Annotated in this window: 17 protein-coding genes; 15 read left to right on the plus strand and 2 right to left on the minus strand. The window is 43.2% G+C overall.

Annotation, left to right across the window (positions count from 1 at the left end):
• The first annotated feature begins 7 nt into the window (after positions 1–7).
• The 5 genes from CVV21_03315 (at position 8) to CVV21_03335 (ending at position 4,260) form a co-directional block, all read left to right on the plus strand.
• Positions 8–454, plus strand: a complete 447-nt coding sequence (locus CVV21_03315; GenBank protein ID PKL92352.1) for a 50S ribosomal protein L19 — start codon at positions 8–10, stop codon at positions 452–454.
• Between the two features lie 216 nt (positions 455–670).
• Complete coding sequence (locus CVV21_03320; protein ID PKL92353.1) at positions 671–1,816, plus strand: hypothetical protein; 1,146 nt, start codon at positions 671–673, stop codon at positions 1,814–1,816.
• Between the two features lie 109 nt (positions 1,817–1,925).
• Complete coding sequence (locus CVV21_03325) at positions 1,926–2,357, plus strand: hypothetical protein (GenBank protein PKL92354.1); 432 nt, start codon at positions 1,926–1,928, stop codon at positions 2,355–2,357.
• 95 nt (positions 2,358–2,452) lie between these two features.
• On the plus strand, positions 2,453–3,811 hold the full coding sequence (locus CVV21_03330) for a beta-glucosidase (protein PKL92355.1): 1,359 nt from the start codon (positions 2,453–2,455) through the stop codon (positions 3,809–3,811).
• 101 nt (positions 3,812–3,912) lie between these two features.
• Complete coding sequence (locus CVV21_03335) at positions 3,913–4,260, plus strand: hypothetical protein (protein ID PKL92356.1); 348 nt, start codon at positions 3,913–3,915, stop codon at positions 4,258–4,260.
• On the opposite strand, the gene CVV21_03340 is transcribed toward CVV21_03335, so the two are convergent.
• Positions 4,241–5,488, minus strand: coding sequence for a hypothetical protein (locus CVV21_03340; GenBank protein ID PKL92357.1), 1,248 nt, complete (start codon positions 5,486–5,488; stop codon positions 4,241–4,243). The two genes, CVV21_03335 and CVV21_03340, sit on opposite strands and share 20 nt — an antisense overlap.
• A 90-nt stretch (positions 5,489–5,578) precedes the next feature.
• On the opposite strand from CVV21_03340, the gene CVV21_03345 reads away from it, so the two are divergent.
• The 6 genes from CVV21_03345 to CVV21_03370 all read left to right on the plus strand — a co-directional run bounded on the left by CVV21_03345 (position 5,579) and on the right by CVV21_03370 (position 19,349).
• Positions 5,579–13,777 carry a hypothetical protein gene (locus CVV21_03345; GenBank protein ID PKL92358.1) on the plus strand — a complete coding sequence of 2,733 codons (8,199 nt, stop codon included), beginning with the start codon at positions 5,579–5,581 and terminating at the stop codon, positions 13,775–13,777.
• A 59-nt stretch (positions 13,778–13,836) separates the two neighbouring features.
• Positions 13,837–14,844 carry a hypothetical protein gene (locus CVV21_03350; GenBank protein ID PKL92359.1) on the plus strand — a complete coding sequence of 336 codons (1,008 nt, stop codon included), beginning with the start codon at positions 13,837–13,839 and terminating at the stop codon, positions 14,842–14,844.
• Positions 14,845–14,933: 89 nt separating this feature from the next.
• Positions 14,934–15,668 (plus strand): hypothetical protein, encoded by a 735-nt coding sequence (locus CVV21_03355; GenBank protein PKL92360.1) that lies wholly within the window; start codon positions 14,934–14,936, stop codon positions 15,666–15,668.
• Between the two features lie 105 nt (positions 15,669–15,773).
• Positions 15,774–16,442, plus strand: coding sequence for a hypothetical protein (locus CVV21_03360; GenBank protein ID PKL92361.1), 669 nt, complete (start codon positions 15,774–15,776; stop codon positions 16,440–16,442).
• Positions 16,435–18,573 (plus strand): hypothetical protein, encoded by a 2,139-nt coding sequence (locus tag CVV21_03365; protein ID PKL92362.1) that lies wholly within the window; start codon positions 16,435–16,437, stop codon positions 18,571–18,573. The genes CVV21_03360 and CVV21_03365 overlap by 8 nt, the downstream gene beginning before the upstream one ends.
• A gap of 17 nt (positions 18,574–18,590) precedes the next feature.
• Positions 18,591–19,349, plus strand: a complete 759-nt coding sequence (locus CVV21_03370) for a hypothetical protein (protein ID PKL92363.1) — start codon at positions 18,591–18,593, stop codon at positions 19,347–19,349.
• Between the two features lie 45 nt (positions 19,350–19,394).
• Here the strand turns inward: CVV21_03370 and rpmB are convergent, their stop codons facing one another.
• Positions 19,395–19,586, minus strand: a complete 192-nt coding sequence (rpmB, locus tag CVV21_03375; protein ID PKL92364.1) for a 50S ribosomal protein L28 — start codon at positions 19,584–19,586, stop codon at positions 19,395–19,397.
• A 198-nt stretch (positions 19,587–19,784) separates the two neighbouring features.
• On the opposite strand from rpmB, the gene CVV21_03380 reads away from it, so the two are divergent.
• The 4 genes from CVV21_03380 (at position 19,785) to CVV21_03395 (ending at position 25,112) form a co-directional block, all read left to right on the plus strand.
• A complete protein-coding gene (locus CVV21_03380; protein PKL92365.1) occupies positions 19,785–20,237 on the plus strand; it encodes a hypothetical protein in 453 nt (150 codons plus the stop codon).
• Positions 20,234–22,393: a hypothetical protein gene (locus CVV21_03385; GenBank protein ID PKL92366.1), complete on the plus strand. Its 2,160-nt coding sequence runs from the start codon at positions 20,234–20,236 to the stop codon at positions 22,391–22,393. Before CVV21_03380 ends, CVV21_03385 begins: the two co-directional genes overlap by 4 nt.
• 596 nt (positions 22,394–22,989) lie before the next feature.
• A complete protein-coding gene (locus tag CVV21_03390) occupies positions 22,990–24,018 on the plus strand; it encodes a hypothetical protein (protein PKL92367.1) in 1,029 nt (342 codons plus the stop codon).
• A gap of 248 nt (positions 24,019–24,266) precedes the next feature.
• Positions 24,267–25,112, plus strand: a complete 846-nt coding sequence (locus CVV21_03395) for a hypothetical protein (protein ID PKL92368.1) — start codon at positions 24,267–24,269, stop codon at positions 25,110–25,112.
• The last annotated feature ends 67 nt before the right edge of the window (positions 25,113–25,179 follow it).

Here is a 25,179-nt window from a genome sequence, read left to right on the forward strand (position 1 = left end):
CAGAAAAATGGCGACAAAAATTAAGGAAATTATTGAAAAACAATATAAGAAGAAGGGTGTTGATTTCAGTAAGATTTCCGTAGGAAGCACGGTAAAGGTTAATACAAAAATTAAAGAAGGAAACAAGGAAAGAATACAGGCCTTTGAAGGCGTTGTCATAGCCAAAAAAGGAACAGGCTTAAATGCCATGTTTACTGTAAGAAAGATATCCTTTGGCGCTATCGGCGTTGAAAGGACTTTTCCGATAAACACCCCCAGCATTGACAGCATCAAGGTTACAAAAGAAGGAAAAGCAAAAAGGGCAAAACTTTATTACATCAGGGAATCTTTTGGAAGAAAGGCAAAGAAAGAAAACAGAAGGTTTGATACAGGCGTCGGCGCGTTAGCTGAAATGAGAGAAGTGGTTGCAGCGCCCGCGGAAGCTCCGAAGGAAACAAAAGAAGAAGCAAAATAGTTTTTTTATGATATTAAAAGCGGCAGGCTGAACAGCCTGCCGCTTTTTTTTTGCCTTAAACGCCCCGGGCCTCCGCGAAAACCCGCACAAGGCCCCCGGATTTTTATAAGGCAGTTTTATTATAATTATGTACTGCGCGCTGTTTTTAATGATATAATATGTAAACTATTGGAACGCAGGGGGCGTCAAAGAAGTATAAAAAACAGGAGGTAATTTATGAAAAAAACCAAAAAGTTTTTACTGTTGGGTGCCCTTATTACAGCAATGTTCTCATCCGGATGTACTGTTTACGTTCAGGATTCCCCTTATGATTACTCTTATACTGAAAGATATTATTCCAATGTAACACCTGTTATTGTACAGCCCGGAACGGCTGTTGCGGCAGCTACGGCGGTACCAACCGCGCAGGTTGTTGTAAATAGTGTTAATGTCACCAATATTGATGTGGAAGTGGTAATCAAGCAGGAAGGTAATAAGACGGTTTTTTACAGGGGGGATAAACGCATAGCAGTATGGAGCCCCGGCCCCGGTAATACTGTAATTAAAACAGGTGAAAAAATTACCGCAACCGTACGCAAGTATAACAGGAACGGCGTAATAATAGAAAAGGTGGATTACAAAAATAATTTAAAAAACGGCATCAGCAAGATATATGATGACAGGGGAAATCTTAAGGTTAAGACAACATACAGGAATGATGCTCCGGATGGCGCGTATTATTCTTATTATGAAAACGGCGCGGCTGAAACATACGGATATTACAGGGGTGGAAAAAAGCAGGGGGCGTTTAAATCCTATTACTCCAACGGGCTTTTAAAACAGTACGAAGAATTTGACAGGGATGTAAGGCACGGCAGGTTTCAGGCCTATGATAAAAATGGAAATCTTAAAGAGTCTTTCAGGTATATAAACGGAAAAAAGGAAGTGCCAACTGTTGTGGCTACAAATACAGTAACCGCTTCCAATACGCCGGTGCCTGCTGTGACAGTTATTTATATAAAAGAAGTGGTTGTTACGGCAACCCCGGTAAATACAATTGTTCCGGCGGCCACTGATGTACCAACTGTTGTTCCTTCGGCAGCCGCCACAAATGTCCCTGAACCTTCTGCTACAGCAGTGCCAAAAAAGGACAGGGATAAAACTAATAAAGGGAATCACTTTGGCGATAAAAAACACGCTGACGGATGGGAAAATTACAAGAGAATGAAAGAAGAACAGGCGAAGAATAAGGATGAGGTTAAGGGTAAGGAAATAGATAAGGATGATAAGGCAAAGGAAGAGGTTGAGGAAAAGGAAATAGATAATGATGAGAATGAAGACACAGAAAAGGATAAGAAAAAAGAAAGAAAAGATAAAAAATAACAGATACCCCCGCGCAGGCGGGGGTTATCTTATTGACAAAGTTTAAACGTATAAGTATAATTCACAAAAGCGGCAGATTATTGAAATATCTAAATCGGGGGTAATGAAAATGAAAATAGGACAGAGGGTTACGGTAAAGAATTTGGATTTTATGGATTCGGATGACAGCCTTAAAAGGCCCAAAAGCCTTATTGGAAAAGAAGGCACCATCAGTGATGTTTATCTGGGTGTTTTTAAGGTTGATGTTGACGGCAAGATATTAAGTTTTGACGGCAGGGAACTTCAGCTTAACGAGCATGTTACTGTTGTTAAGGCGGAATGGGTTTTTGTTTCATGGCAGAAGAACGGTAAATCCGTATATAATACAAAAGAAGGCGACCCTCTTTTTATAGGTGACTTTCATCACGGCACAGGATTTAAAGGCGAAATAGAACTTACCGATGAAGAGATATACAGGATTAATGAAGCCGCAAAAAAGGGCATAGCCCCTGTATTTGATTTAAGGATAGAAAAAGGCGAAAAAAGGAATAACAGAAGATAATAAATTTAGTTAACAGAAAATATATTTAAAACATGGGCTAAATGCCCATGTTTTTTTATAAATCTGTTTTAACGTAAAAACAAATGGAGCGCGACATGGAAGATATTCAGCTGACGAAAGGTTTTATTCTTGGAACCGCCACATCATCTTATCAGATAGAAGGCGCATGGGACGAAGACGGCAAAGGGGAATCCATATGGGACGAATTCTGCCGCAGGCAGGGCACAATTGTAAACGGCGATGACGGAAAAATTGCGTGTGACCACTACCACAGGTATAAAGAAGATGTAGCGCTTATGAAAAAGATGAACATAATGTCATACAGGTTTTCTATTTCATGGCCAAGGATTTTCCCCGGAGGGTACGGGGCGGTAAATGAAAAAGGGGCTGCTTTTTATGATTTGCTTATTGATGAACTTATTAAAAACGGCATAGAGCCGTCTATTACTTTATATCACTGGGACTTGCCGCTTAAATTTCATGAGGAAGGCGGCTGGTTAAAAAAAGAAAGCGCGGACATCTTCGCGGATTACGCCGGCTATTGTTTTAAGCGTTACGGGGACAGGGTTAAAATGTGGGCGACGTTTAATGAGATGTATGTGGCGGCGCACCTGGGTTATGAAAACGGGAAATTCGCACCCGGCATTAAAGACACAAAAAAAGCGCTTCAGGCGGCTCATCATATGCATCTGGCGCACGCCAAAGCGGTAAAGGCATTCAGGGAAGAAAAAATTGAAGGCGGAAAAATAGGAATAGTGCACTGTATGTCGCCGGTGCATGATATGGACAAAACAAAAAATTCCGCGGTAAACACGCGGCAGGTTGACGGAATCTGGAACAGGTGGTTCTGTGAGCCGTCGTTAAAGGGCACATACCCTGAAGATATTATGGAACTTAGAAAAAAACAGGGCACAGCCCCTGAAATCACGCCGGAAGATATGGAATTAATAAAAAACAACAAGTCTGACTTTTTAGGGATAAATTTTTATTTCCGTTTCAGGATATATGACGGGGAGAGTGAAGAGTTTAACTGGATGAAATGCGTTAACAGCAAGCCGGTTGAAAACGCGAAAATTACGGAAATGGGGTGGGAAGTCTACCCTGACGGGCTGTTTGAACTGGTGAAAAGGATAAATGATGAATACGGAAACATACCTGTGTATGTTATGGAAAACGGAATGGCGGCAAAAGATATAGTCAATGTTAAAGGCGAAGTGGACGATGATGACAGGCTTGAATATATAAAAGGCCACCTTAAAGCGTGTGAGCGGGCGGTTAAGGCGGGATATAACCTGAAAGGTTATTACTACTGGTCATTAATGGATAATTTTGAATGGTCTTCCGGATATTCCAAACGTTTTGGCATTGTAAGGGTGGACTATGGCACGCAGAAGAGGACTATAAAGAAAAGCGGCAGGTGGTACGGGCAGTTTATAGAAAACCACCGCGGTTAAAATCAATATACGCGTAAAACACGCTTTCCAAATCATCTGTTTTAGATTATGATTATCCTGTGGTTTGATTAAAACGCAGGGTGCCTGCAGGGAGGCTTAATATGAAAAGAATAACAGCGGTTTTACTGGCGGTAATAATGTTATCAATTACAGGGTGCGCGTCTGCCGGAAAAAAAGCGTCGGACGGGCAGCAGTTTCTTGGCGCTGTTATAGTGACCGGGGCAGTGGCGGGCGGCGCTATAGCAGGCACACAGATGGCTGATTCAAATAATATGTCTGACACGCAGGCGGTTTTAACAGGCGCGGGCATGGCTGTTGCGGCGGGTGTGGCAGCCGGTTTTATATACGACCTTATACTTGAAGTTTTTAATTTGAAAGAAAGTGCCGTTGAAAAAACACCTGCAACAGACGAGGGGGAAACGCCCGATTTTATGCTTCAGAAACGGTAATAGGCGGCTGTTTACTTGGTTTAACTTTGGTATTTCTTAAAGCCAGCCATATTCCAAACGGCGCCAGCGAAATCATAAAGATAGTGGCTTTGATTCCGTGAACAGGAAGGTGCTGAAGCAGAAACATAAAAAACAGCATCATTGATATCCTTCCCGCCGCAATGGGAAGGTCGCGCGCCACAAGGTATTCCATTTTTCTTTTGCCTTCAGGGTCGCTTTCCGAAATTACATCCATTGAATACGCCGATATGGGGATTCTTATTAAATTATCGCCTATGGGGAATAAAAGGCCCTGGATCACAAGAAAGATAAAATCTATTTTTACAAGCAGCACAAGCGATGCGGCAAACTGAATTATGGCGCCGTAAAGGATAAGCTTTTCCCGGTGTACAGGTTTTGAAATTTTGCCAAGCAGGTAAGCGGAGGTAATTGACACCGCGGAAAAAAGAATGGTTATTTTTCCAAAGGTAAATTCACTGTCCGTTACTTTTACAAGCAGCACCGCGAATAGGAACATTGTTATGGCATCGCGCGCCGCAAGAAAAAAGTAAGCGATTAAAACCCCGCGCCACTTTTTATCACGGGTGAAGATAAGGTCCTTAATTCTGTATGGATGGTCAACGGGCTCTGATTTAAGGCTTGATGACATAAGTATGGCGCCTATGAAAAGAACAGCGGAAGTGATGAAGATAAAATAATACCCGTTATACCCGCCAAGTTTTACTATCATATATCCCGCCACCGGCGGCGCAAGCAGTGAAGTAATTCCGGAAGCCACAGACGTAATGGAATAAAACTTATCCCTGTTTTGGGGGCTTGTGTAATCAAAAGTTAGTACGTGGTAGCCAAACCAGTAAAATCCCATTGCCAGGCCTTTTAAAACTCCAAGCAGAATCAGGTAGTCTGTCACTTTTTGGTTTAAGACAAGCACGCAAAGGTAAAAAGCCGTGTAAAATAGTATTCCAATCCTGTAAATTGACACGCGGTCCAGTTTTCTGGCAATAAAGCTGTTGGCGTAAAAAATAAAGGGGACAACGGCATAAGTGGAAAGCATGTATAAGGATAAAGACGCATAGTTGTTCTTAAGCCGCCAGATGTAAATATTTACGAAAACGTCCGAAAGTACGACGGCGACGGTAAAAAGCACTGTAATGCCAATAAGCCTGTTTAAACGTAATTGTTTTTCCATAATGTTGAATATTATATAATATGAAAGCGGGGTTATCAATCGGTAAGTTAAACGATTTTTCTGTTGATTTTATGATTATGTTAAGGTATTATTTGTGTGTAATGGGGCGGTAAAAAATCGGAGTGTTAAATGAAATTTAATAAGACTAAAAAAAGGTCTATTTTTATAACTTTGATATTACTTTTTATCTCTTCTATTATATATTCGGCAACCACCTACACCGAAAACTTCACAACAGACAATTTTAAGGATAATTCTGCCACAACTGCAAACTGGGATACTGTAAACAATCAGGGGATTTTGTTAAGAGAGCCGCGGTTTGCGGAAACTACCGGTGTAATAAACTGGGGCGGCGGCATAGAAGCGATAAAATATGACGGGGTTGGCACATGGGTAATAGCCGGTGACGGCGGAAAAATAAACAGTTATGACGGCTCGCATTTTGTTAACTTAAGTGTGGAAGCGGGTTTTGGCACTGATAATATTTATACAGTATGGCACAACGGAAGCAGCTGGTTAATAGGCGGCGCCGGCGGTAAGGTAAAAGGGTGGAACGGCACAACAACCTGGACAGATTATTCCGCAGGCCTTCAGAATTTCTCGGGCGACATCAGGGCAATTGGATACAAGAACACGCCGACGACATACTGGATGGTAGGCGGAACAAGCGGTTCGCTGAACAGTTTTAACGGGACCACATGGACAGACTTAAAGGCGCAGTTAAATTTTGGAACAAATGATGTCCTGGCGGTAAAGTGGAACGGCAGTTACTGGTTAATAGCGGGAAAGGGGGGAAAGATAGTAAAGTACGACGGCTCAACAACGTGGAGCGACCATTCATCTGCGCTTGCAACCGCACTGGGCGGAACGTATGACATAAACACACTGGAATGGAACGGAACCACATGGCTTGTGGGCGGCGGCGGAAGAATAGCGTCGTCAGCAGACGGACAGAATTTTACAAATAAAAGCACAAGCATCACAATGTCCGCGGTATACAAAATAAAGTGGAATGGCAGCTATTGGTTAATAGGCGGCGCAAACGGTTCGGCCACGGCATTATACACTTCCACAGATTTAAACACATTCAACCTTCAGACAAACCCGGCGTATTTCACGTCTGGCCCAATCTGGGCGATAGAAAGTAATGCAGGCGGGCTTAATTTACTGGGCGGGCAGAACGGAAAGTTTTATTCAAGGACAGGCACAGCCACAAGCCCGGTAAACACCGACCTTTCAAAAAGCATAAAGGATTTTGGAAAAGAAAATATAAAAGCGTCTGACTGGAACGGCAGCTACTGGCTTATAGTGGGAAATAAGGGGTGCATAAACAGGTATGACGGCACAACGTTTACGGATTTAAAAGCAGCACTGGGTTTTGGCGACAGCAATGTACTGTCGGTAAGATGGAACGGAAGCTACTGGCTGATAGGCGGGGCAGACGGCAAACTGGCATCATATGACGGTACAACATTCACTTTAAGGACCACGCAGCTGGCATTTGGCGGATACGCGGTAAACGCTATAGAATGGGCAAACAGTATGTGGTATTTAGGCGGGGACAATAATTATTTAAAGACCAGCACAGACGGGGTTGTTTTTACTGACAGAAGCTCTGTTTTAAGCGGCGGCGGATGGACATCCGGCGCGTCTGTAAACACAATAACATACAGGGGGCCGTCAAACGGGGATGTAATGATAGGCGGCGCTTCGGGGAATATAGGATTTTATGACGGCAATTTAACATATACGGATTTAAGGGCGGATTTAGCCGGCGCGCTGGGCGGATATTATAATGTAAACAGGATAGTATGGGATCAGGACGATACTTTTACCGCTACAATGAAAATAGCTTGCGACAGCGGAAAAATGGCGGATTTTTGGTTTGGCGCAATGAATGACAGAAGCGGTGATTTAACAGGCACCGGAGCCAACAACTTATACGGAATGGATTATGACGGCAACGCAAAGAAATTTTTTGTGGCTGGCGGCAGCGCAAAGATAAACAGCATAACCGGTGATTCTACAGTCGGATACACGTATGCGGATTTAAGTTCGCAGCTGGATAAATTTGGCGCGGTAACAATAAACACGGCAAAATATAACGGGGAGTACTGGATAGTGGCGGGGGATAACGCCAAACTAAATGTTTACGGTCTGGCGTACACATCGCCGGGGACGCTGCAGTCAATATCTGTGGCGCATTATTTTGCCAATTACAGTTCAATAACATTAAGTGCAAATTACACTCTTAATAATGAAGAGATAGTTTTTTCCCTGTCATCAAATAATGGAGCCACGTGGATACAGGTAACGCCGGGGACAGGAATATCATTTGACAGCCGGCCAGCCGACCAGGGGACAGACATATTATGGAAAGCGGTATTAAGGACTTATGACAATTTTATATCCCCGTTTATAAACAGCGTGACTTTAAGCTGGACAGAATATCCGGCGCCAACATACACAATAACGCCCACGTTTACCAATTCGCCGACAATAACACCCACGCCGTCAATTACAATGACTTCCACAGACACGCCCACTGATACAGTAACACCCACAGTTACACAGACAGTAACGGGCACGGTAACAGAAACGGTAACGGGTACAGTAACAGAAACCTCCACGCCGACAGCCACGCAGACTGTGACGCAGACGGTGACACAGACTAATACGCCAACATTTACACCTACGGTAACGCTTACAAATACACAGACTGTAACAGAAACCACTACGCAGACTGTTACCGGGACAAATACACAGACCAATACACAGACGATTACGCAGACATCCACACCCAGCACCACATGGACGATAACAAAGACAATTACGGGCACGGTAACGCCTACGGTTACTCAGACTGATACACAGACCGTCACGCAGACAAACACACAGACAGTTACCGGTACTATTACACGGACCAACACACAGACAGTCACGCAGACCAATACGCAGACAGCTACCGGGACTGTGACACGGACCAATACGCAGACAGTTACCGGGACTGTTACACAGACTAATACGCAGACGGTAACGCAGACGGTAACCGGAACGATAACACAGACCGCAACGCCCACGATTACATTTACAATAACAATTACGGCAACGCCTACAAGTACAAGGACGGTAACGCTTACAAATACAAGGACTGTTACTGCCACATCCACCCGTACGGTGACGCGCACAAATACGCGGACTGTAACACAGACCAATACGCAGACTATAACAGGGACAATAACACAGACCAATACGCAGACTGTGACGCAGACAGTAACCCCCACAATTACAATAACGGCAACACCAACGGCAACGCCTTCATCCACGCCGACAATGGTAACGGGAAGCCTTCTGGTTGAAGCACCGGATACAGTCACCGCGGGGGTTGCCTTCTTTATAACGGTCACCGCAAAAACAACCGCGGCATACGGCGATTTGACTGCGGAAAATTATGAAGGCACGGTTCACTTTACCACAAGCGCTTCTTTATACGCGCTTCCGGGCGACTACACCTATGTGGCGACAACAGATTTTGGCGTGCATATATTCCAGGTAATCATAAACAACACAGGCACGCAGTCTATTACATCCACTGATACAGTCATTCCGTCAATCACGGGTACTGATACGGTAAACGTGGTATCCGCAATGCCCACAAACTTTACTGTTTCCGCGCCGTCAGATGTAACTGCGGGCGGCTTGTTCTATATAACTGTTACTGCAAAGGACTCGTTTAATAATATAGTGACCGGGTATACCGGGCAGGTTAATTTTACCACCACTGACCCTTACACACCGTCGGGAATGCCGGCGGATTTAACGTTCCTTCCTTCATATCAGGGAGTGACAATTGTGGCAGTTACGCTTTACACAAAGGGAATACAAAGAATTTATGTGGCTGATACTTCAGAAACAAGTATTAACGGCACCAGCAATGAAATAAACGTGCACGCAGGCATACTGCACCACTTTGTGGTGGTGGCGCCAAGTTTTGTAAATTCCGGCGCGTTATTTAATTTTGTGGTAACTGCAAAGGATCAGTTTGCGAATACACTTGATAATTACACCGGAACTGTGGCGTTTACAAGCGGAGCAACAACAAAAACATTACCTGCCAACTATACTTTCCAGCTTGCGGATAATGGCACAAGGATATTTGATGCGTCAATTGTAACCGCAGGCACGTGGACAATTACAGCAACTGATACTGTAAATTCAATGAACGGCGTCAGCAATAACATTCTTGTAAGCACCACGGCCACGTCATACAACCAGCCGATAATGTTAACAGCTTATTTAACGGCGGCAAATACATATTCTTACTGTTATGTAAATATTGATAATGATGATGATTATCTTTTACCTGCAAATGCTGCTTACCTTATGTATGACCTTTTTGTTCCGGATGCAAGTTCCAACTTTTATACATCAATGGAAGTGGATGGAAATTGGACGGGCGGGCAGTTAAGAGATTTTGTACCATATATAATGGACCAGAATAGCATAAGAATTCATCCTTCAATGGATACCAAGGCTTATTCAAAGGGCAAGTGGTACCACAGAGTATTTGATATAAATGCCGTAAATGGAAGAACGGAGGCTATTTCACTTTCGCAGGATACGGGCAACATAGGAAACAACGGTGCGCCGACAAACAGTGCCGGAACATTTAACGGTTTCTTTGATAATATAAGAATCACTGATTCCAGCGGAGTAACAATACATGATATCTTCTCCAATGCAAATACATTACCAATAGGCGGAGTTTCCGGAAACAGCACGGCTAATTCCGGGGGAGTATCGGCAGGTTCAACAAATAACTGGGTTTATATAATCGGAAGCTTTTCAGGTGCTGCCTATCCCACAAATAATGTAGTGGCAAACGGGGTTGACGGGGCAAGAATTACGGCAACTGTAAGGACTCCGTCAGGTACTGCGGTACAGTATGCCATAGTTGATTTTAATTCCGAGAGGGAAGAAGACACTATAATCCCTGTAAGGACCGGCCTTAATAATTATGCTGTAACCAACGCCAGCGGTTTAGCTTTCGCGGATATAAAGTCCACAAAAGCGGGTTCCGCAAACGTTGAATTAACTATGGGACATTTATCAAGGATAGTAACTGTTAACTTTATAGCAGGGCCGCCTGCAAAGGTAAGTATATTACCGGATGTTTTAAACACACAGACAGGCGTTACCGGCACTCTTGCGGTAAAACTTGTGGACCAGTACGGAAACTGGGCAACAACCTCCGCAAGGGGAATTACGGTTTCGTCAAGTTCCGCCACCATGACATTCTCGCGCGATAACGGCGCAACGTGGAGCAGCAGCGTAATTCTTGATGGTTCTAAACAGACAAATATTCTTGTGGTGGATACCACGGCTAATACGGCAACGGTCACCGGTATTGCAACAGCTATGACAAGCGGAACTGCAACCGTTTATGTTAATAATGCCGCACCCACTTATCTTACGGTAAGCCCGCTTCTAAGCACCACAGAAGCAGGCGTACCTTACCCCGTAACGGTGCAGGCTAAAGATGTAAACGGTAACAACGCGTTTTCAAGCGCTGCCATTACAATTTCAAGGCCAATAGTGAACGCCACAATGGAATTTTCAGAGAACCTTTCAATTTGGGCATCGTCGCTTGTCACCAATTTAAAAAGCGGTGTCGCGCATTTATATTACAGGGATACTTTGGTAAACAGCGGCATCACAATTACAGCCAAAGATACATCAGGGGCACCTGTTCCCATGACAGACGGAACCGCTTACGCCAACATAACTGCAAACGACCCTTATCTTCTTGAAGGGTGGGCAAATAAATATACGGTTGTAGTAACAGGAAATAGGGCAGTTACAGTTACAGCAAAAGTCACGGATTATTACGGGAATCCCGTTGCCAATAAATGGGTTGGTTTTATTCCTTATGCGCAAAACGGAACATCAACAGTTAATCCGACAAGTGGTATTACAAATGCAAATGGTCTTATTACTACCTGGTTTACGGCAAGCAATCAGGTAGGCTGGAACTATGTGGGTATTACATCCACAGCATTGCAGGGCGTCACCCTTGCCATAACAGGGACTAATGGTTATGCAAATGCAATTAACATACTTCCAAATCCGATGTCACTTGGCGCGATGAAGGTTGGACTTCTTAATATAAATGGATGGAGGACTGGTCCTCCTGCTTTAAATGCGGCTTATCCTCCGGGTGACGAAAACATATATGTATCCAGTAATAATGCCAATGTCAGGTTCTCATCTGACGGCGGAAATACCTGGGTTCAGAATCTGACCATCAGGGCAAACGACAGCGGCGGGCTTACGCTTAATGTAAGGTCGTCTGCGATAGGTACTGCTGTAATAACAGCGCACAACGTTAGTAATGGGGCTATAACTGACGGAACAACAAACCTTACTGTTACAGAAGGGCTGTTCTTAAGAATGTCGCCGGTTTCCCAGACATATGCTGATGCCGGTTCTTATGTAACAATAACAGCGCAGATAGTTGACCATAACGGAAATACAAGAAATTTCCAAAATGTATCGGTAAAGTTCACCACAAACTATGGATATGTTTTCCCGCCTGAAGGCGTGACAAACGTAAATGGTTCTTTAACCGCGGGATTAACACTTTCAATAGTTTCCGGACTGCATCACATAGTCACAGGCACAATGACAAGCCCGGATGACGTAAGTTCCACAGCGGAAATAATCTCACAGCCTGTTACTTCTTTTGCCGTATCAGCGCCGTCAAGCGCTTATAACGGAATTCCTGTGTACGTGACGGTAAGGGCAAGAGACCCGTATGGTGTCACAGTTTCAGATTACACAGGCACGGTGCACTTAACTTCAACTGATGGGGCTGCCAATCTGCCTGCTAATTATACATTCACGGCAGGGGACGCGGGCGTTAAAGCGTTCCTTGTGACATTCAATACAAACGGAATTCAGACTGTCACCGTAACAGACACGGTTGATTCACAGATTAACGGAACAAGCAACAGCGTGCTTGTGGTAAACGCTCCTACGCCTACGGTAACACCGTCCGCCACAAAGACCATAACCGCCACTATTACAATTACAAGCACTCCTACCGTTACAAAAACAATTACGCAGACAGCCACACAAACTGTGACACAGACAAATACACAGACAGTGACACAGACTGTGACGCAGACAGTCACGCAGACGGTTACACAGTCAACAACACAGACTGTGACGCAGACTAATACACAGACCGTAACGCAGACCAATACAAATACAATAACCAGGACAAACACTCAGACCGTGACACAGACCAATACACAAACAGTAACACAGACAGTAACACAGACAAGGTCGCAGACGGTCACAAAGACTGTGACAGCTACAGTCACGCAGACAGTTACAGCCACTGTTACAAAGACAAACACAACCACGGTTACACAAACTGTAACGGGAACAGTAACACGCACAGTCACGGAAACTGTGACTGGGACAGTGACGCGTACTGTGACAAAGACAAATACACAGACTGCAACGCAGTCAACCACACAGACCAATACACAGACCAATACAGAAACCGTGACACAGACAAACACGCCTACAAATACAATTACAATAACCTTTACTGTTACCGCCACGCATACCCATTCACCGACTATTACAATGACGCACTCTATAACGGAAACGCACACGGTCACGCCGCAGTTTACGGCTACAACCACGCCTACAATAACTATTACGCTTACGTCAACGGCTACTGTGACAAATACTGTAACAGAAACGGTTACAAAAACGGCAACATCCACAGTGACGCAGACTGTAACGCAGACAGTGACGCAGACGGTTACGCAGACGGTTACGCAGACAAATACACAGACCGCTACAGGGACGGTAACAATAACTGTTACGCAGACGGCCACTTGCACAATGACACCAACAGTAACGCTTACGCTTACCTACACAAATACGCCCACTATAACTCAGACGTGGACAATTACAGAGACTATTACAGTAACTCTTACGTGGACAATCACGCCCACATGGACAATAACGCCCACATTTACGCCGACCCCCGAAGAAGTGCTGGTTTATCCGAACCCGCTGGACAGGGAAAAAGCACACGGACGAACCCTTAAATTCATACTTCCCATACCCTGTGATATTGAAGTGTTCAATATAGAAGGGTTTAAAATATTTGAAGTTAAGCGGGTTATCGGAAGGATAGAATGGAACGGAAGGAATAAAGCGGGAGAAAAGGTATCGCCGGGAGTCTATTACTACATAATAAAAAATGACAGGCAGACCATAAACGGGAAACTGTTTATAATAAAATAGTGCTGTTGATTACGGGAAAAATAATGGATATAATTAATTTATAACATAAGAGGTAAAATATGAAAAAAATATTAATGGCATGCGCGGTATCTGTGTTTATGCTGCCGGCACTATTACAGGCAGGCCCCGGAACCGCCGCTGTGGATATCTTAAAACTACCCACAGGTATTAAAGCGCAGGCAATGGGCGGTGCGTATATAGGGCTGGCGGAAGGGCTTGATGCCATGGACATAAACCCGGCCGGCATATCCTTTATTTCAAAAAATGAAATTTTGTTTGTCCATGACGTTTATTTTCAGGATACCTTTTTTGATTCCGTATATTACGGCAGGGGAATGGGGGAATCCGGTTCTTTCGCGGTAAGCCTTAAATATATGAATACCGGAATAATAACTTCCACGCTTGAAGACGCGCAGGGCAATTACGCGGGCGAAGGCGAAGAAGTATCCGGTTTTAATTATCTGCTGGGCGCCGGCTACGGCGTTGATTTTGGAAAACTTTTATACAATGAATTTACAAAAAATTTAAAAGCCGGAATAGCATTGAAGTTAAGCGGCGAATCATTGTCTTCGGACTACGCAAACCTTGCAATTTCCGTTGATGTGGGCGGAATATATACCATTGTTCATGAAGAAGCTGATTTTATGTCCAACAGGGGCGAAACCATATGGAATAAGACCGGATTCGGGGTTGTTTTCAGGAATCTGGGCACAAGTTTTTCTTCCGGAATTACGCCTATGTCTTTTGCCGCGGGTATGTACACGCAGATTTTAAACATGTTTATTCAGAGTAATAAAGTAAGGATAGGTGCTGATGTAGATTATAACCTGGGCAACGGAATTAATTTAAGGGCGGGGCTTGAATACAGTCAGAGGATAGAAAATTACATTTTATCCGGAAGGTTTGGCACCAATTTTAACCCTGAAGAGCGGGCTTTTTCGGGTATTGCCGCCGGCCTTGGGGCAGGGCTTGACATTAACGGGACTGTGTATGAATTCAATTACGCGTTTCTTCCTTATGGCGAACTTGGCAATAATCACAAGTTCGGACTATACATCAAATTCTGACACTTACCATTTTAATTGACACAAGATAGAAAATAATATACTATGTTATAAATATAAAAAATGCTTTTTAAATATTTCAGGAGGAAAGCATGAAAAAAGCAATATTATTACTTACGGTTGTATTTTTTGCCCTTTCAGTTTCATTTTTTGCCGGATGCGGCAAAAGCCAGAAAGTGAACGGGGTGTCTGATGAACAGTCACAGGTAATGCAGGAAGGCCAGGAAGCACAGCAGGAAGAACTTCCTACAACTTATGTTGTTGAAGAAGGGGATACACTATGGGGAATCGCGGAAAAGGCGGATATATACGGCAACAAGTACCAGTGGCCGCTTATCTATGACGCAAACAGAGACATCCTTGATTCGTACGAAACACTTGATGAAGGCCAGAAGTTAATAATACCCAGAAATGTAAGCGCGGTTGAAATAGAAGCCGCCGCAAACAGGGCGCGCGAATTAGGGCTTCCTCCTGCGGCTAAGACAGCTTACGCTGAGAACGAATATGAAGATTCATTATCTTCAGGCTCGGTTGCAGGTTTAGGCAGGGACAGCGATATGGAAACAGCAAGCAGGCAGGCAGCCAACAGGATAGAGTCCGAATCAGAAACAGCAATGGGTTCTGAAGAAGATATGTCAATGCCGACACCTGTTCCGGAACCGGCAAAGAAAGCAAAGGCCCCCAAGAAAGGCATGAACAACGGAATATTGCTTATGCTGCTTCTTTTAATCGGCGGCGCTGTTGCGATATACATGTACTTCCGCAAGAAGAAAAAAGAGGAAGAAGATGAAACAGAAGGCAAGGACGACAACAATATTCTCAATTAAGCGTAAAGAGAAAATATAAAAAACAAAGGGTGCGGCCTTGTGCTGCACCCTTTGTCATTTTAAGGGTATGATTGATTAAAATAATAAAGTTTAACAGGAAAAAATATGAAAAAATTTTTAAATTTATTGTTTTTAAACCTTGGCATACCGCTTATGTATGTATTCATCAGGCTTATCGGTTTAACTTGGCGTTTTAAAGAACTGAATGAAACCGGATTAACGCCTTTTCAAAACAAGAAGGAAATATATATTTATGGTTTTATGCATTCGCAGCTTATCCCCACAATATTTTTCTACAGCGGTACAAAGACTGCGTCTTTGGCGTCACAGCACAAGGATGGGGAAATTGCCGCAAGAGCAGCTTCGTTGTTTGGTATCAGGATGGTAAGGGGCAGTTCCACGCGCGGCGGGGCAGGGGCGCTTATTAAGCTTAAAACCTGCATAGAAGAAGGTTGGGATGTGGCAATAACAGTGGACGGCCCCAGAGGCCCCATAGGCAACGTTAATAATGGGGTTATGTATCTTGGCAAGCTTACCGGCAAAAAAGTGATTCCTGTGGCTTTTTATTGCGATAAAAAAGCGGAGCTTAGGTCCTGGGATAAAATGGTGATACCGCTTCCGTTTTCAACGGGAGGATTCATGTATGGCAAACCATTTGAAATACCTGCGGACCTGGATGATACCCGGCTGGAACAAATAAGGCAGGAATTAATTAAAGCGGTAAAAGAATTAAATGAGCAGTGCAAAGCGGCGGTAGAGGGGAACAATGGATAATATTTCTTATGACGCGGAAATGAAAGCTATCTGCGAAGGTTTCGCGCCAAGCGGTGTGGAGCTTCTGCAGAAATCATATGAGTTTGCAAAAAAAGCCCATGAGAACCAGAAAAGAATGTCCGGGGAGCCGTATTTGGTTCACGCGGTTGAAGTTGCAAAAATATTAAAAGAAATGAAGATGGATCCGGTGACAATAGCCGCTGGTTTTCTTCATGATGTCCTTGAAGACACCGACTGCAAAGTGGAAGATATAAAAGAAGTGGCGGGAGAGTCTGTGGCGTTTTTAGTGGAAGGCGTAAGCCATGTGACCGCGAAAGTGTTCCGCACAAAAGGGCAGGTCTTCAGCGAAGCCCTTAAAAAAATGTTTCTGGCCATGGCAAAGGATATAAGGGTAATAATCATAAAGCTTGCCGACAGGCTTCATAATATGCGCACAATAAAATATCTGCCCGAAGACCGGCGTAAGGTGATAGCGCAGGAAACGTTAAGTGTTTACGCGCCGTTAGCGCACAGAATAGGTATGGCAAAGGTAAAATCTGAACTTGAAGACATTTCTTTTTCCGTAATCAATCCGCAGGCTTACAGGGAAATAAGCAATTTAATCGCGGAAAAGAAAGAAGAACGGCAGAACCGCGTGGATATGATAAAAGATTCCATAAGGCGCGAGCTTGAAAAGACAGGCGTCAAATGCGAAATTAAAGGCAGGCCAAAACACTTCTACAGTATTTATAACAAGATGATACGCGATAATAAACCCTTTGAAGCCATATATGACCTTTTGGCGGTAAGAATAATTACCGATACGCCCAATAACTGCTATGCAATACTTGGCCTGGCACACAGCATGTGGAAACCGGTTCCGGGCCGTTTTAAGGACTATATAGCAATGCCCAAGTCTAACATGTACAGGTCGCTTCATACTACCGTCCTGGACAGCGGCGGTAAACCGATAGAGATTCAGATAAGGACATCAGAAATGGACAAAATCGCGGAAAATGGAATTGCCGCGCATTGGAGTTATAAAGAAGACAGGGAATTTGACGCCAAGGAAGACGTGACATATAACTGGATGCGCCAGCTTCTGGATTGGAACAGCAGTAATAAAGAAAATGATGATTTTCTGACGGATCTTAAAGTGGATCTTTTTGACGAAGAAGTATTTGTGTTTACCCCCAAGGGTGAAGTTAAAGAGCTTGTAAAGGGCTCCACAGTGCTGGATTTTGCCTACAGCGTTCATTCCAAACTGGGTGATACATGCATAGGCGCCAAGGTGAACGGCAAATGGGTTACCATAAAATATGAATTAAAAAACGGCGACAGGCTGGAAATTTTAACCGGCCCGAACCAGCATCCAAATCTGGACTGGCTTAAGGCGGTAAAAACCACAAAGGCAAAAAACAGGATACGCCATTGGATAAAGACAAATACAAATATAGCAGAGACAGTGGAAAAGGGCAGGCAGCTTTTGTCCGCGCGCCTGAAAAGATTTAATATTTCGCTGGAAACCGTTCCTGAAGAAGCTATAAATAAAGTTCTGGATTTAAACACCCTTAAAGAAATGGATGACCTGCTGGCAGGAATAGGCAGCGGCGAGTTTTCAGATACCAAGATTGCCAATATTTTAAGGCGCGCCGCGGGAGAAATAACCAAACCGGAGCAGAAAACCTCGTCAGCGGAAAAAAAGATATTAAAGGGTGAAATTATAGTGCAGGGGGAGTATTCTGACATACCGTATAAATTCGCCAAATGCTGCAGTCCGGTACCCGGGGATTTAATTCAGGGTGTAATCACAAGAAAAGGCATATCCATTCACCGTTCTAACTGCGAAAATATAGATGTAAACAGGATAAACGCCCCGCTTGTCGCCGTGTCGTGGAATGACAGTTCCGAAAGTTACTATACATGCAGAATGAAAGTGCAGGCAAAGACCCGCGACGGAATTATAAACGACCTTGTCAGCACGGTCACCAATAACGAAGCGTATCTGATCTCTGTAAATACAACAGGCGCGGGCACCGCAATGCTGGAAATTGAAATAGCGGTAAGGGTAAAAGGGCAAAAACACATAAACGACCTGACTGCATCGCTGAAAAAAGTTAAAGGTGTGGCAGAAATAGAAAGGGCGGGCTAATAAAAGGAGGCATTAATATGGACAGGCAGTACTGGGATAATGTGGCGGATAATTATGAAAAAGAAATTTTTATATCTTTAAAAAGCGACATCAGCGGTAATATAAAAAAGACAATTGAAAAGTACGGCAGTAAGAAAGCGGAAGCGTGTGATTTTGGGTGCGGTATCGGTGTTTATCTTCCGCTGCTTGGGGGATTATTTAAAAAGGTACACGCTTTTGACCTGTCGGAACGCCTTATAGAAAGGGCAAGAAAAAATACAGCCGGGCATAAAAATATAAACTGCACCGCATGTGACCTTGCGGATCCAAAGGTTAAACTTCCAAAAGCGGACTTTGCGGTTATGATGAATGTGCTGATTGTGGCTTCTTATTACATACGCAGCAGCATCCTTAAAAACGTCAGAAAATCACTAAAAAAAGGCGCTAAAATTGTAATTCTGACACCGTCGCTGGAATCGGCAATTTATTCCAATTACAGGTTTTTTGAATGGAACTTAAAAGACGGCATGAAACCCGCGGATGCCCTTAAAAGGTCAATGAAATATGAACACATAAGCGAAAAATTTTCTGTGTCTGACGGTATTATTAATTTAAACGGAGTGCCTACAAAGCATTATTTAAAGGAAGAGTTTATTGTTTTTATGGGGAATCACGGCTTTAAGGTAAACGAGATAAAAAAAGCTGAATACGGCTGGGAGACTGAATTTGAAAATCCGCCGGCGTGGATAAAGGCCCCTTATCCGTGGGACTGGCTTTCAGTCTGTGAAAGGGCATAAAAAAAGCCCTGCGCGAAAGCGCAGGGCTTTTTGTTTGATTAAGGTTTACGCGGCTTTCTTTACTTTGCCTGAACGAAGGCACCTTGTGCATACCCATTCACGGGTTACTCTGCCTTTCAAAACTATCTTTACGTTCTGAAGGTTCGGTTTGTTCGTTGTCCTTGTCCTGTTGTTCGCGTGAGAAACATTATTTCCTGTTACTACCTGCTTATCGCAAACCACACACTTTTTTGCCATAAATATTGCCTCCTTTGAAATATCAAATCAGATACATTTTATATCATAAAATGGGCTAAATGGCAACTATTTTTAAACGGTGTTTTATCCCTGTTTAGGTGCGTTTAAGAATGTCTGTTTATTTGGAACAAAAACACACCCTTTTCTGTCTTATTATCATCAGGGGAAATAAATACAAAAAGTATAAAAGGGGAAAAAATGAAAAAAACAGCGGTTCTAATCTTTATCGTTCTTATAACATCATTTCCGTTATCGGCAGGCCAGCACCAGATAAAGAAAGACAAACATATTGACGATAATATACTTATGGCGGCAAAAGAAAGGTCACAATACCGCGTTTATCTGGAAAACCTGGGATATAAAAAATCCGAAATCGGCATAATTGCCAAAAAGGGCTACAGCCCATATTTAATGTATCTTTACCTTAGAATAGCGGAAAAGTCCAAATCCCCGGTATCCCGGATTATTAATCTGCGGTCGCACGGCTATTCAACGGCGGATATCTGCAGAAAAGTAAAACTGGATTATTACAAATTTATGGATGAAACAGACAGGGAAGTGATAGAAAAAAATATTGAATTCCCGGCTGCTACGGGCGATGAGCACAGTGTCGATGCCGCCACAATGCCAAAGACGGAGGTGCAGGAATGAGAAAATCCGCCGTTTTATCGCTGATATTTCTGCTGGCTTTTTTCTCTGCGGCTTATGCGGAATGGAATCAGTATCAAAGGGATTCCAAACATCACGCTTATACTGACGAGCAGTTTGAAACATCCATACCGCTTTGTATAAAATGGAGGCATCAGATTTGGGCATGGAAAGGCGCTGTACCTTTGATTGATAATAACGGTATTGCTTACATACACGGCAGGGCGGGGCTTATGGCGATAGATATAAAAACAGGGGAAGCATTGTGGTCAAACGGGCATAATAACAGGGCGGATACGGCGGCAGTGCTGTATAAGGATAAAATAATAGCCCTTACATATGACGGGGGTTCCGGGTTTACCGCTTTTAACACAAAAGACGGCAGCATCGCGTGGAAAAGCATTCCTGCCGGATTGCCATATAATTCCTTTCTTCCTGACGGATACACTTATGGAAACGGAATGAGGGCCACCCTTGCGGGTGATTATATTTACGCGGGCACAAAAGAAGGGTATTTAATAAAAGTAAGCGCCATTGACGGCTCGCTTGTGTGGCTGAAAAACCCCACCAATACTAAATGCACATATAACGGCGCGCCTGCTGTTGATGATGACGGAAGCGTTTACGCGGGAAATTCCGCCAGAAGGCTTGTGGCTTTAAGGCCGGACGGTTCTGTGAAATGGGCAAGGGATATGGGAGTCGGAATATATTCCTCCGTCACTATTGACAACGATAATATATACTTTGGAGGGCTTAACAGTATGGTTTATGCTTTAAATAAGGTTACCGGTGCGCTTAAGTGGTCATACAGGACCGGCAGTTTTATTGCCGGCGGCGGCGCGTTAAAAGATGGAATCTATTATGTAGGTTCTGATGACAGGCATGTTTACGCGATAAGGACGTCAGACGGCACGCTTAAATGGAAAACACAGCCTCTTGTGGATAATTTTGCCAGTATGGGATGTATTGTTGTGGGAAGGCTGGTGATTATAAACGGATGCGCGTTTAACAATTACTATATTGATATAGAAGACGGTGCAGTGGAGCGCGTTTGTTCGTCAACGCAGGAAAATTTTACCACTCCCGCTTTCGGTTTTGGCACATATATATACACATCTATGGACGGGTATATTTACGGAATCGCGCCCTGCCCGCCTGAATGCGATGTCTGCGAATGCAAAGCAACGCTGCTTCCAACCCTGACTGTCGTAAGTTCTTCCACCAAAACGCTTACCCCCACAAAAACTCATACCCCCACGCATACGTGGACAGATACTTATACCGGCACGCCGACAAATACTTTCACCCATACAAATACCGCGACTTTCACGGAAACTTTTACGGACACCAATACGCCCACATTTACAGCCACGTTTACGGATACAAATACGGCTACCTTTACGCCGACTTTCACGCCGACATTTACAGATACAAACACCTCTACCCTGACGCCCACAAATACAAGCACCGCCACTTTTACCGCAACGCTCACGTTTACTAATACATTCACGCATACTCCCACTGCCACAAATACAAGCACTCCTGACCCGTGCGTTAAAGAGCCGCCGCCGGATTTCAAAGTTAAGATGATATTTAATCCGGAGCATACGGATGACATTATCTTTGAAATAGATTCAACGCTTGAGCTTGCAGAGCCGCCGCTGGTTACAATTTATCCTCATGGCGCCACGGATAATAAGGATATTCTTACGTTCACCGCGGTATTGATTCCCGGTGAAACAAAAAAATACAGGGTACTTTATCCCAAACAGACAGGATTCGGCGATATTGATAAGGTGGTTGTAAAAGGCACAAGCATATGCGGTAAAACGGGGCAGAGCAGCGGGGATTTTGACAAAAGCGTAATATCAGAGAAAGACGTAAAAATTATTGATAATGTCATTGAACCGGACAAAGGGGAGCGTTCCACCATAACATGGAAAGTCTATGAAGGCGGAGAAGCGTATGTGAAAATTTACAATAGAAACGGGTCGCTGTTAAAGGTGTTGTTTGAAGGTGTAATGACCAAGGAAGGCACATACAGCACCATGTGGGATGGCACGGACGCGAATGGGCGGAAGGTTTCCAGCGGAACGTATATTGTAGTTGTAAAAACCCCGTATTATGAAGCAAAAGACAAGATAAGCGTTTTAAGATGAAAAATTACGTTATGACTACAGTGTAGGATAATTGTTTTCTCCACGCACAGGGCCGCATCAGCTGAAAAGAGCGAAATGTTTGCAGGGAAAGCGTTTCTGTTCTGCCCGTTTTTTTAAAGAAGTATGTTTCCAAGTATTAAAGAAATTATAGTATATAAATGTGTATATTTGTATTGGCAGGCGCAGGCTTTAGATTGTATTAGTTGTTCCGATTTTTTTTTATAATAGGTGAAGGTTTTTAATGTCCGGGTAAAATCATTCATTACAGGGCGATACCTGTATTAGTTATGACAACTTAAACTGCTTAAGTTTAAATGGTATCATACTTGAATCGAAAAGAGAGCTTACTTAACAAAACAAATATATAAGATTATTATTTGCGGGAAGATATTTATATTGTAAGGATGACAAAAAGTATTGATTTTTATCTGTTCTGTTTGGCAGATGTTCAGTGTCTTGTTTGCGGTATGATGAAAATATTTCTTTCGGGGATATTGTATGATATAGTTAATTTTAAGGAATGACACAACTGCGAAGGTCAATGATAAAGTTAAAAAATAAATAAATAGGTATTATGATTTAACGGAGATTATAAAATGAAAATAAAACTAACTGTTGCCATGATTGTAGTATTTATAATATTTTTGGGGTGTGGAAAATTAAGAGGACCTTCGGAACCGGTAAAGTCAGATCCCGTTGCTACTCTAATACCTACTGTGGAGGCAACAAAGACTGTGCCTGATGTGGTTCTGTTTGATCCTGAAGCACTTGTTTGCGTGCAGGGGGGGACGTTTATTCAGACTTATACTGACGAGGATAGTTTTCAACATACTATTTCCGGTTTTATGATAGGCAAATACGAAGTAACTTATGAGTTGTGGTATGAAGTATATGGCTGGGCGCTGATCAATGGATACACTTTTCAAAATCCAGGAAAAGAAGGTTCAAAAGGAAATGTTGGATTGCCTCCAACGGATAAAAAATATGAACCTGTGACAAGTGTAAGCTGGCGTGACTGTATGGTGTGGTGCAATGCCTATAGTCAGAAAATGGGTCTGATTCCGGTTTATTATTCGGATGCGGCATTTTCAAACCCGATAAAAAACAGTTATGCTGCCGGAGAAAATGAAATCAACATAAATACAACTCCCGGCAGTTTTGATTATCCTTATGTGAATTGGAATGTCAATGGTTACAGGCTTCCCACGGAAGGGGAGTGGCAATATGCGGCAAGTTATATAGACGGCGTAAATTGGACTCCATATAATTATGCAAGCGGAGCAACTGCGGACTATCAGGATGATGCAGCGACAGATGTGGTAGCTTGGTACTATGAGAATGCAGATGATACAACGCATGTTGTAGGTGAAAAAAAATCTAATGCGTTGGGGATTTATGATATGTCGGGAAATATACAGGAATGGTGTTGGGATTGGTATGGCGCTTATCCGGAAGGGGCGGTTACTGATTATAAAGGGCCTGAATACGGAGGCGGCCGCATGGCACGCGGGGGATATTATGATTACTATAAAGTGATTTTGCAGATTGGCCTTCATAACTATTACAGTCATGACCCTTATAAAGCTGAGCAAAAATATGGTTTTCGATTTGCCAGGAAACAGTAAACTGTTGATTTTAAGTTGTTATTACTCATATGTGTCTTGTGTTAAATTGTGACGGCATACCCATCAAAGGAAAACCCTTTATTTTATTCGAAGAAAATCCAATAAATCACCTGCAACTATTATGCTGCCGCGTTGTCTAATGAAAACACAAATATTCTGTATTTACAGGTAAAACCATGTTATTGACAAGATAATGATATGTGTTATTATTAATAAATATTAATCCATATCAGGTTCAGGAGGTTTACATGAAATTAAGATATTTACTGGTGATTGCGGCGGTTTTTGCGTTTATGACAGGCTGTGCGACAACAGCATCCCATTATGAACTTGGAATGCAGTATTACGAATCAGGCAAGCTTGATGATGCAATTGAAGAATTTCAGCTTTCACTCTCTGTAACGCCTTCGGACCCTGTGGTTCATAAGGCTCTGGGAGATGTATTTGCGGATAAAGGGCTTATTCTTGAAGCGATTTCTGAATGGGAAGTGGCGGTTAATTTAAGGCCGGCTTATGAAGAGGTTAAAGGCAAGCTTGAAGCTTCTTATGTAACACTTGGAAAAGAAGAATTTGATAAGGGAAGGACTAAAGACGCCATTGAACTGTGGAAAAAAGCTGTTGCATTAAATCCCATGAACCTTGAAGCAAGAAAAAGGCTTGGCCTTGCGTACTTAAGCGAAAAAGACACGGATAGCGGCATACTTGAGCTTGAATTTGTAATAGACAAAAATCCCACAGACGCCCTTATATACAAAAAACTTGGGCTTGCTTACTTTCAGAAAGGCAGGTTTGAAGACGCGGCAAAAGCTTTTGAAAATCTTGTAAGGATAGACCCAACAGACGCCATGGCTTATAACAACCTTGGTTCAATCTACATTAAAATAAAGAAATATAACGAAGCTATAGGAGTGCTGCAGCAGGCAATAAAACTTGACCCTGATAAAACAGAAATTCTTAATAACCTTGGCAACGCGTATTTTAACAAGGGTGATTATAAAAATGCCAGGGCGCAGTGGGCAAAAGTAATACAGATGAAACCTCTTGATAAGACAGCGCGTGATAATATTAAAGTTCTTGATGAAATGGGAGAATAGAAGGGTTAAAGATAAATAATAAAACACAGCCCGCAGGGCCTTAACCGGAGCTGCGGGCTGTTTAATA

Source organism: Candidatus Goldiibacteriota bacterium HGW-Goldbacteria-1 (assembly GCA_002839855.1).
Taxonomy (GTDB): domain Bacteria; phylum Oederibacteriota; class PGYV01; order PGYV01; family PGYV01; genus PGYV01.

Bases quoted from the DNA above. Each gene is read 5' to 3' on its own strand.
- rpmB (PKL92364.1), bottom strand. From the start codon at position 19,586: ATGGCAAAAAAGTGTGTGGTTTGCGATAAGCAGGTAGTAACAGGAAAT.
- CVV21_03370 (PKL92363.1), top strand. From the start codon at position 18,591: ATGGACAGGCAGTACTGGGATAATGTGGCGGATAATTATGAAAAAGAA.
- CVV21_03335 (PKL92356.1), top strand. From the start codon at position 3,913: ATGAAAAGAATAACAGCGGTTTTACTGGCGGTAATAATGTTATCAATT.
- CVV21_03320 (PKL92353.1), top strand. From the start codon at position 671: ATGAAAAAAACCAAAAAGTTTTTACTGTTGGGTGCCCTTATTACAGCA.
- CVV21_03325 (PKL92354.1), top strand. From the start codon at position 1,926: ATGAAAATAGGACAGAGGGTTACGGTAAAGAATTTGGATTTTATGGAT.
- CVV21_03380 (PKL92365.1), top strand. From the start codon at position 19,785: ATGAAAAAAACAGCGGTTCTAATCTTTATCGTTCTTATAACATCATTT.
- CVV21_03365 (PKL92362.1), top strand. From the start codon at position 16,435: ATGGATAATATTTCTTATGACGCGGAAATGAAAGCTATCTGCGAAGGT.
- CVV21_03350 (PKL92359.1), top strand. From the start codon at position 13,837: ATGAAAAAAATATTAATGGCATGCGCGGTATCTGTGTTTATGCTGCCG.
- CVV21_03360 (PKL92361.1), top strand. From the start codon at position 15,774: ATGAAAAAATTTTTAAATTTATTGTTTTTAAACCTTGGCATACCGCTT.
- CVV21_03390 (PKL92367.1), top strand. From the start codon at position 22,990: ATGAAAATAAAACTAACTGTTGCCATGATTGTAGTATTTATAATATTT.
- CVV21_03385 (PKL92366.1), top strand. From the start codon at position 20,234: ATGAGAAAATCCGCCGTTTTATCGCTGATATTTCTGCTGGCTTTTTTC.
- CVV21_03330 (PKL92355.1), top strand. From the start codon at position 2,453: ATGGAAGATATTCAGCTGACGAAAGGTTTTATTCTTGGAACCGCCACA.
- CVV21_03345 (PKL92358.1), top strand. From the start codon at position 5,579: ATGAAATTTAATAAGACTAAAAAAAGGTCTATTTTTATAACTTTGATA.
- CVV21_03315 (PKL92352.1), top strand. From the start codon at position 8: ATGGCGACAAAAATTAAGGAAATTATTGAAAAACAATATAAGAAGAAG.
- CVV21_03395 (PKL92368.1), top strand. From the start codon at position 24,267: ATGAAATTAAGATATTTACTGGTGATTGCGGCGGTTTTTGCGTTTATG.
- CVV21_03355 (PKL92360.1), top strand. From the start codon at position 14,934: ATGAAAAAAGCAATATTATTACTTACGGTTGTATTTTTTGCCCTTTCA.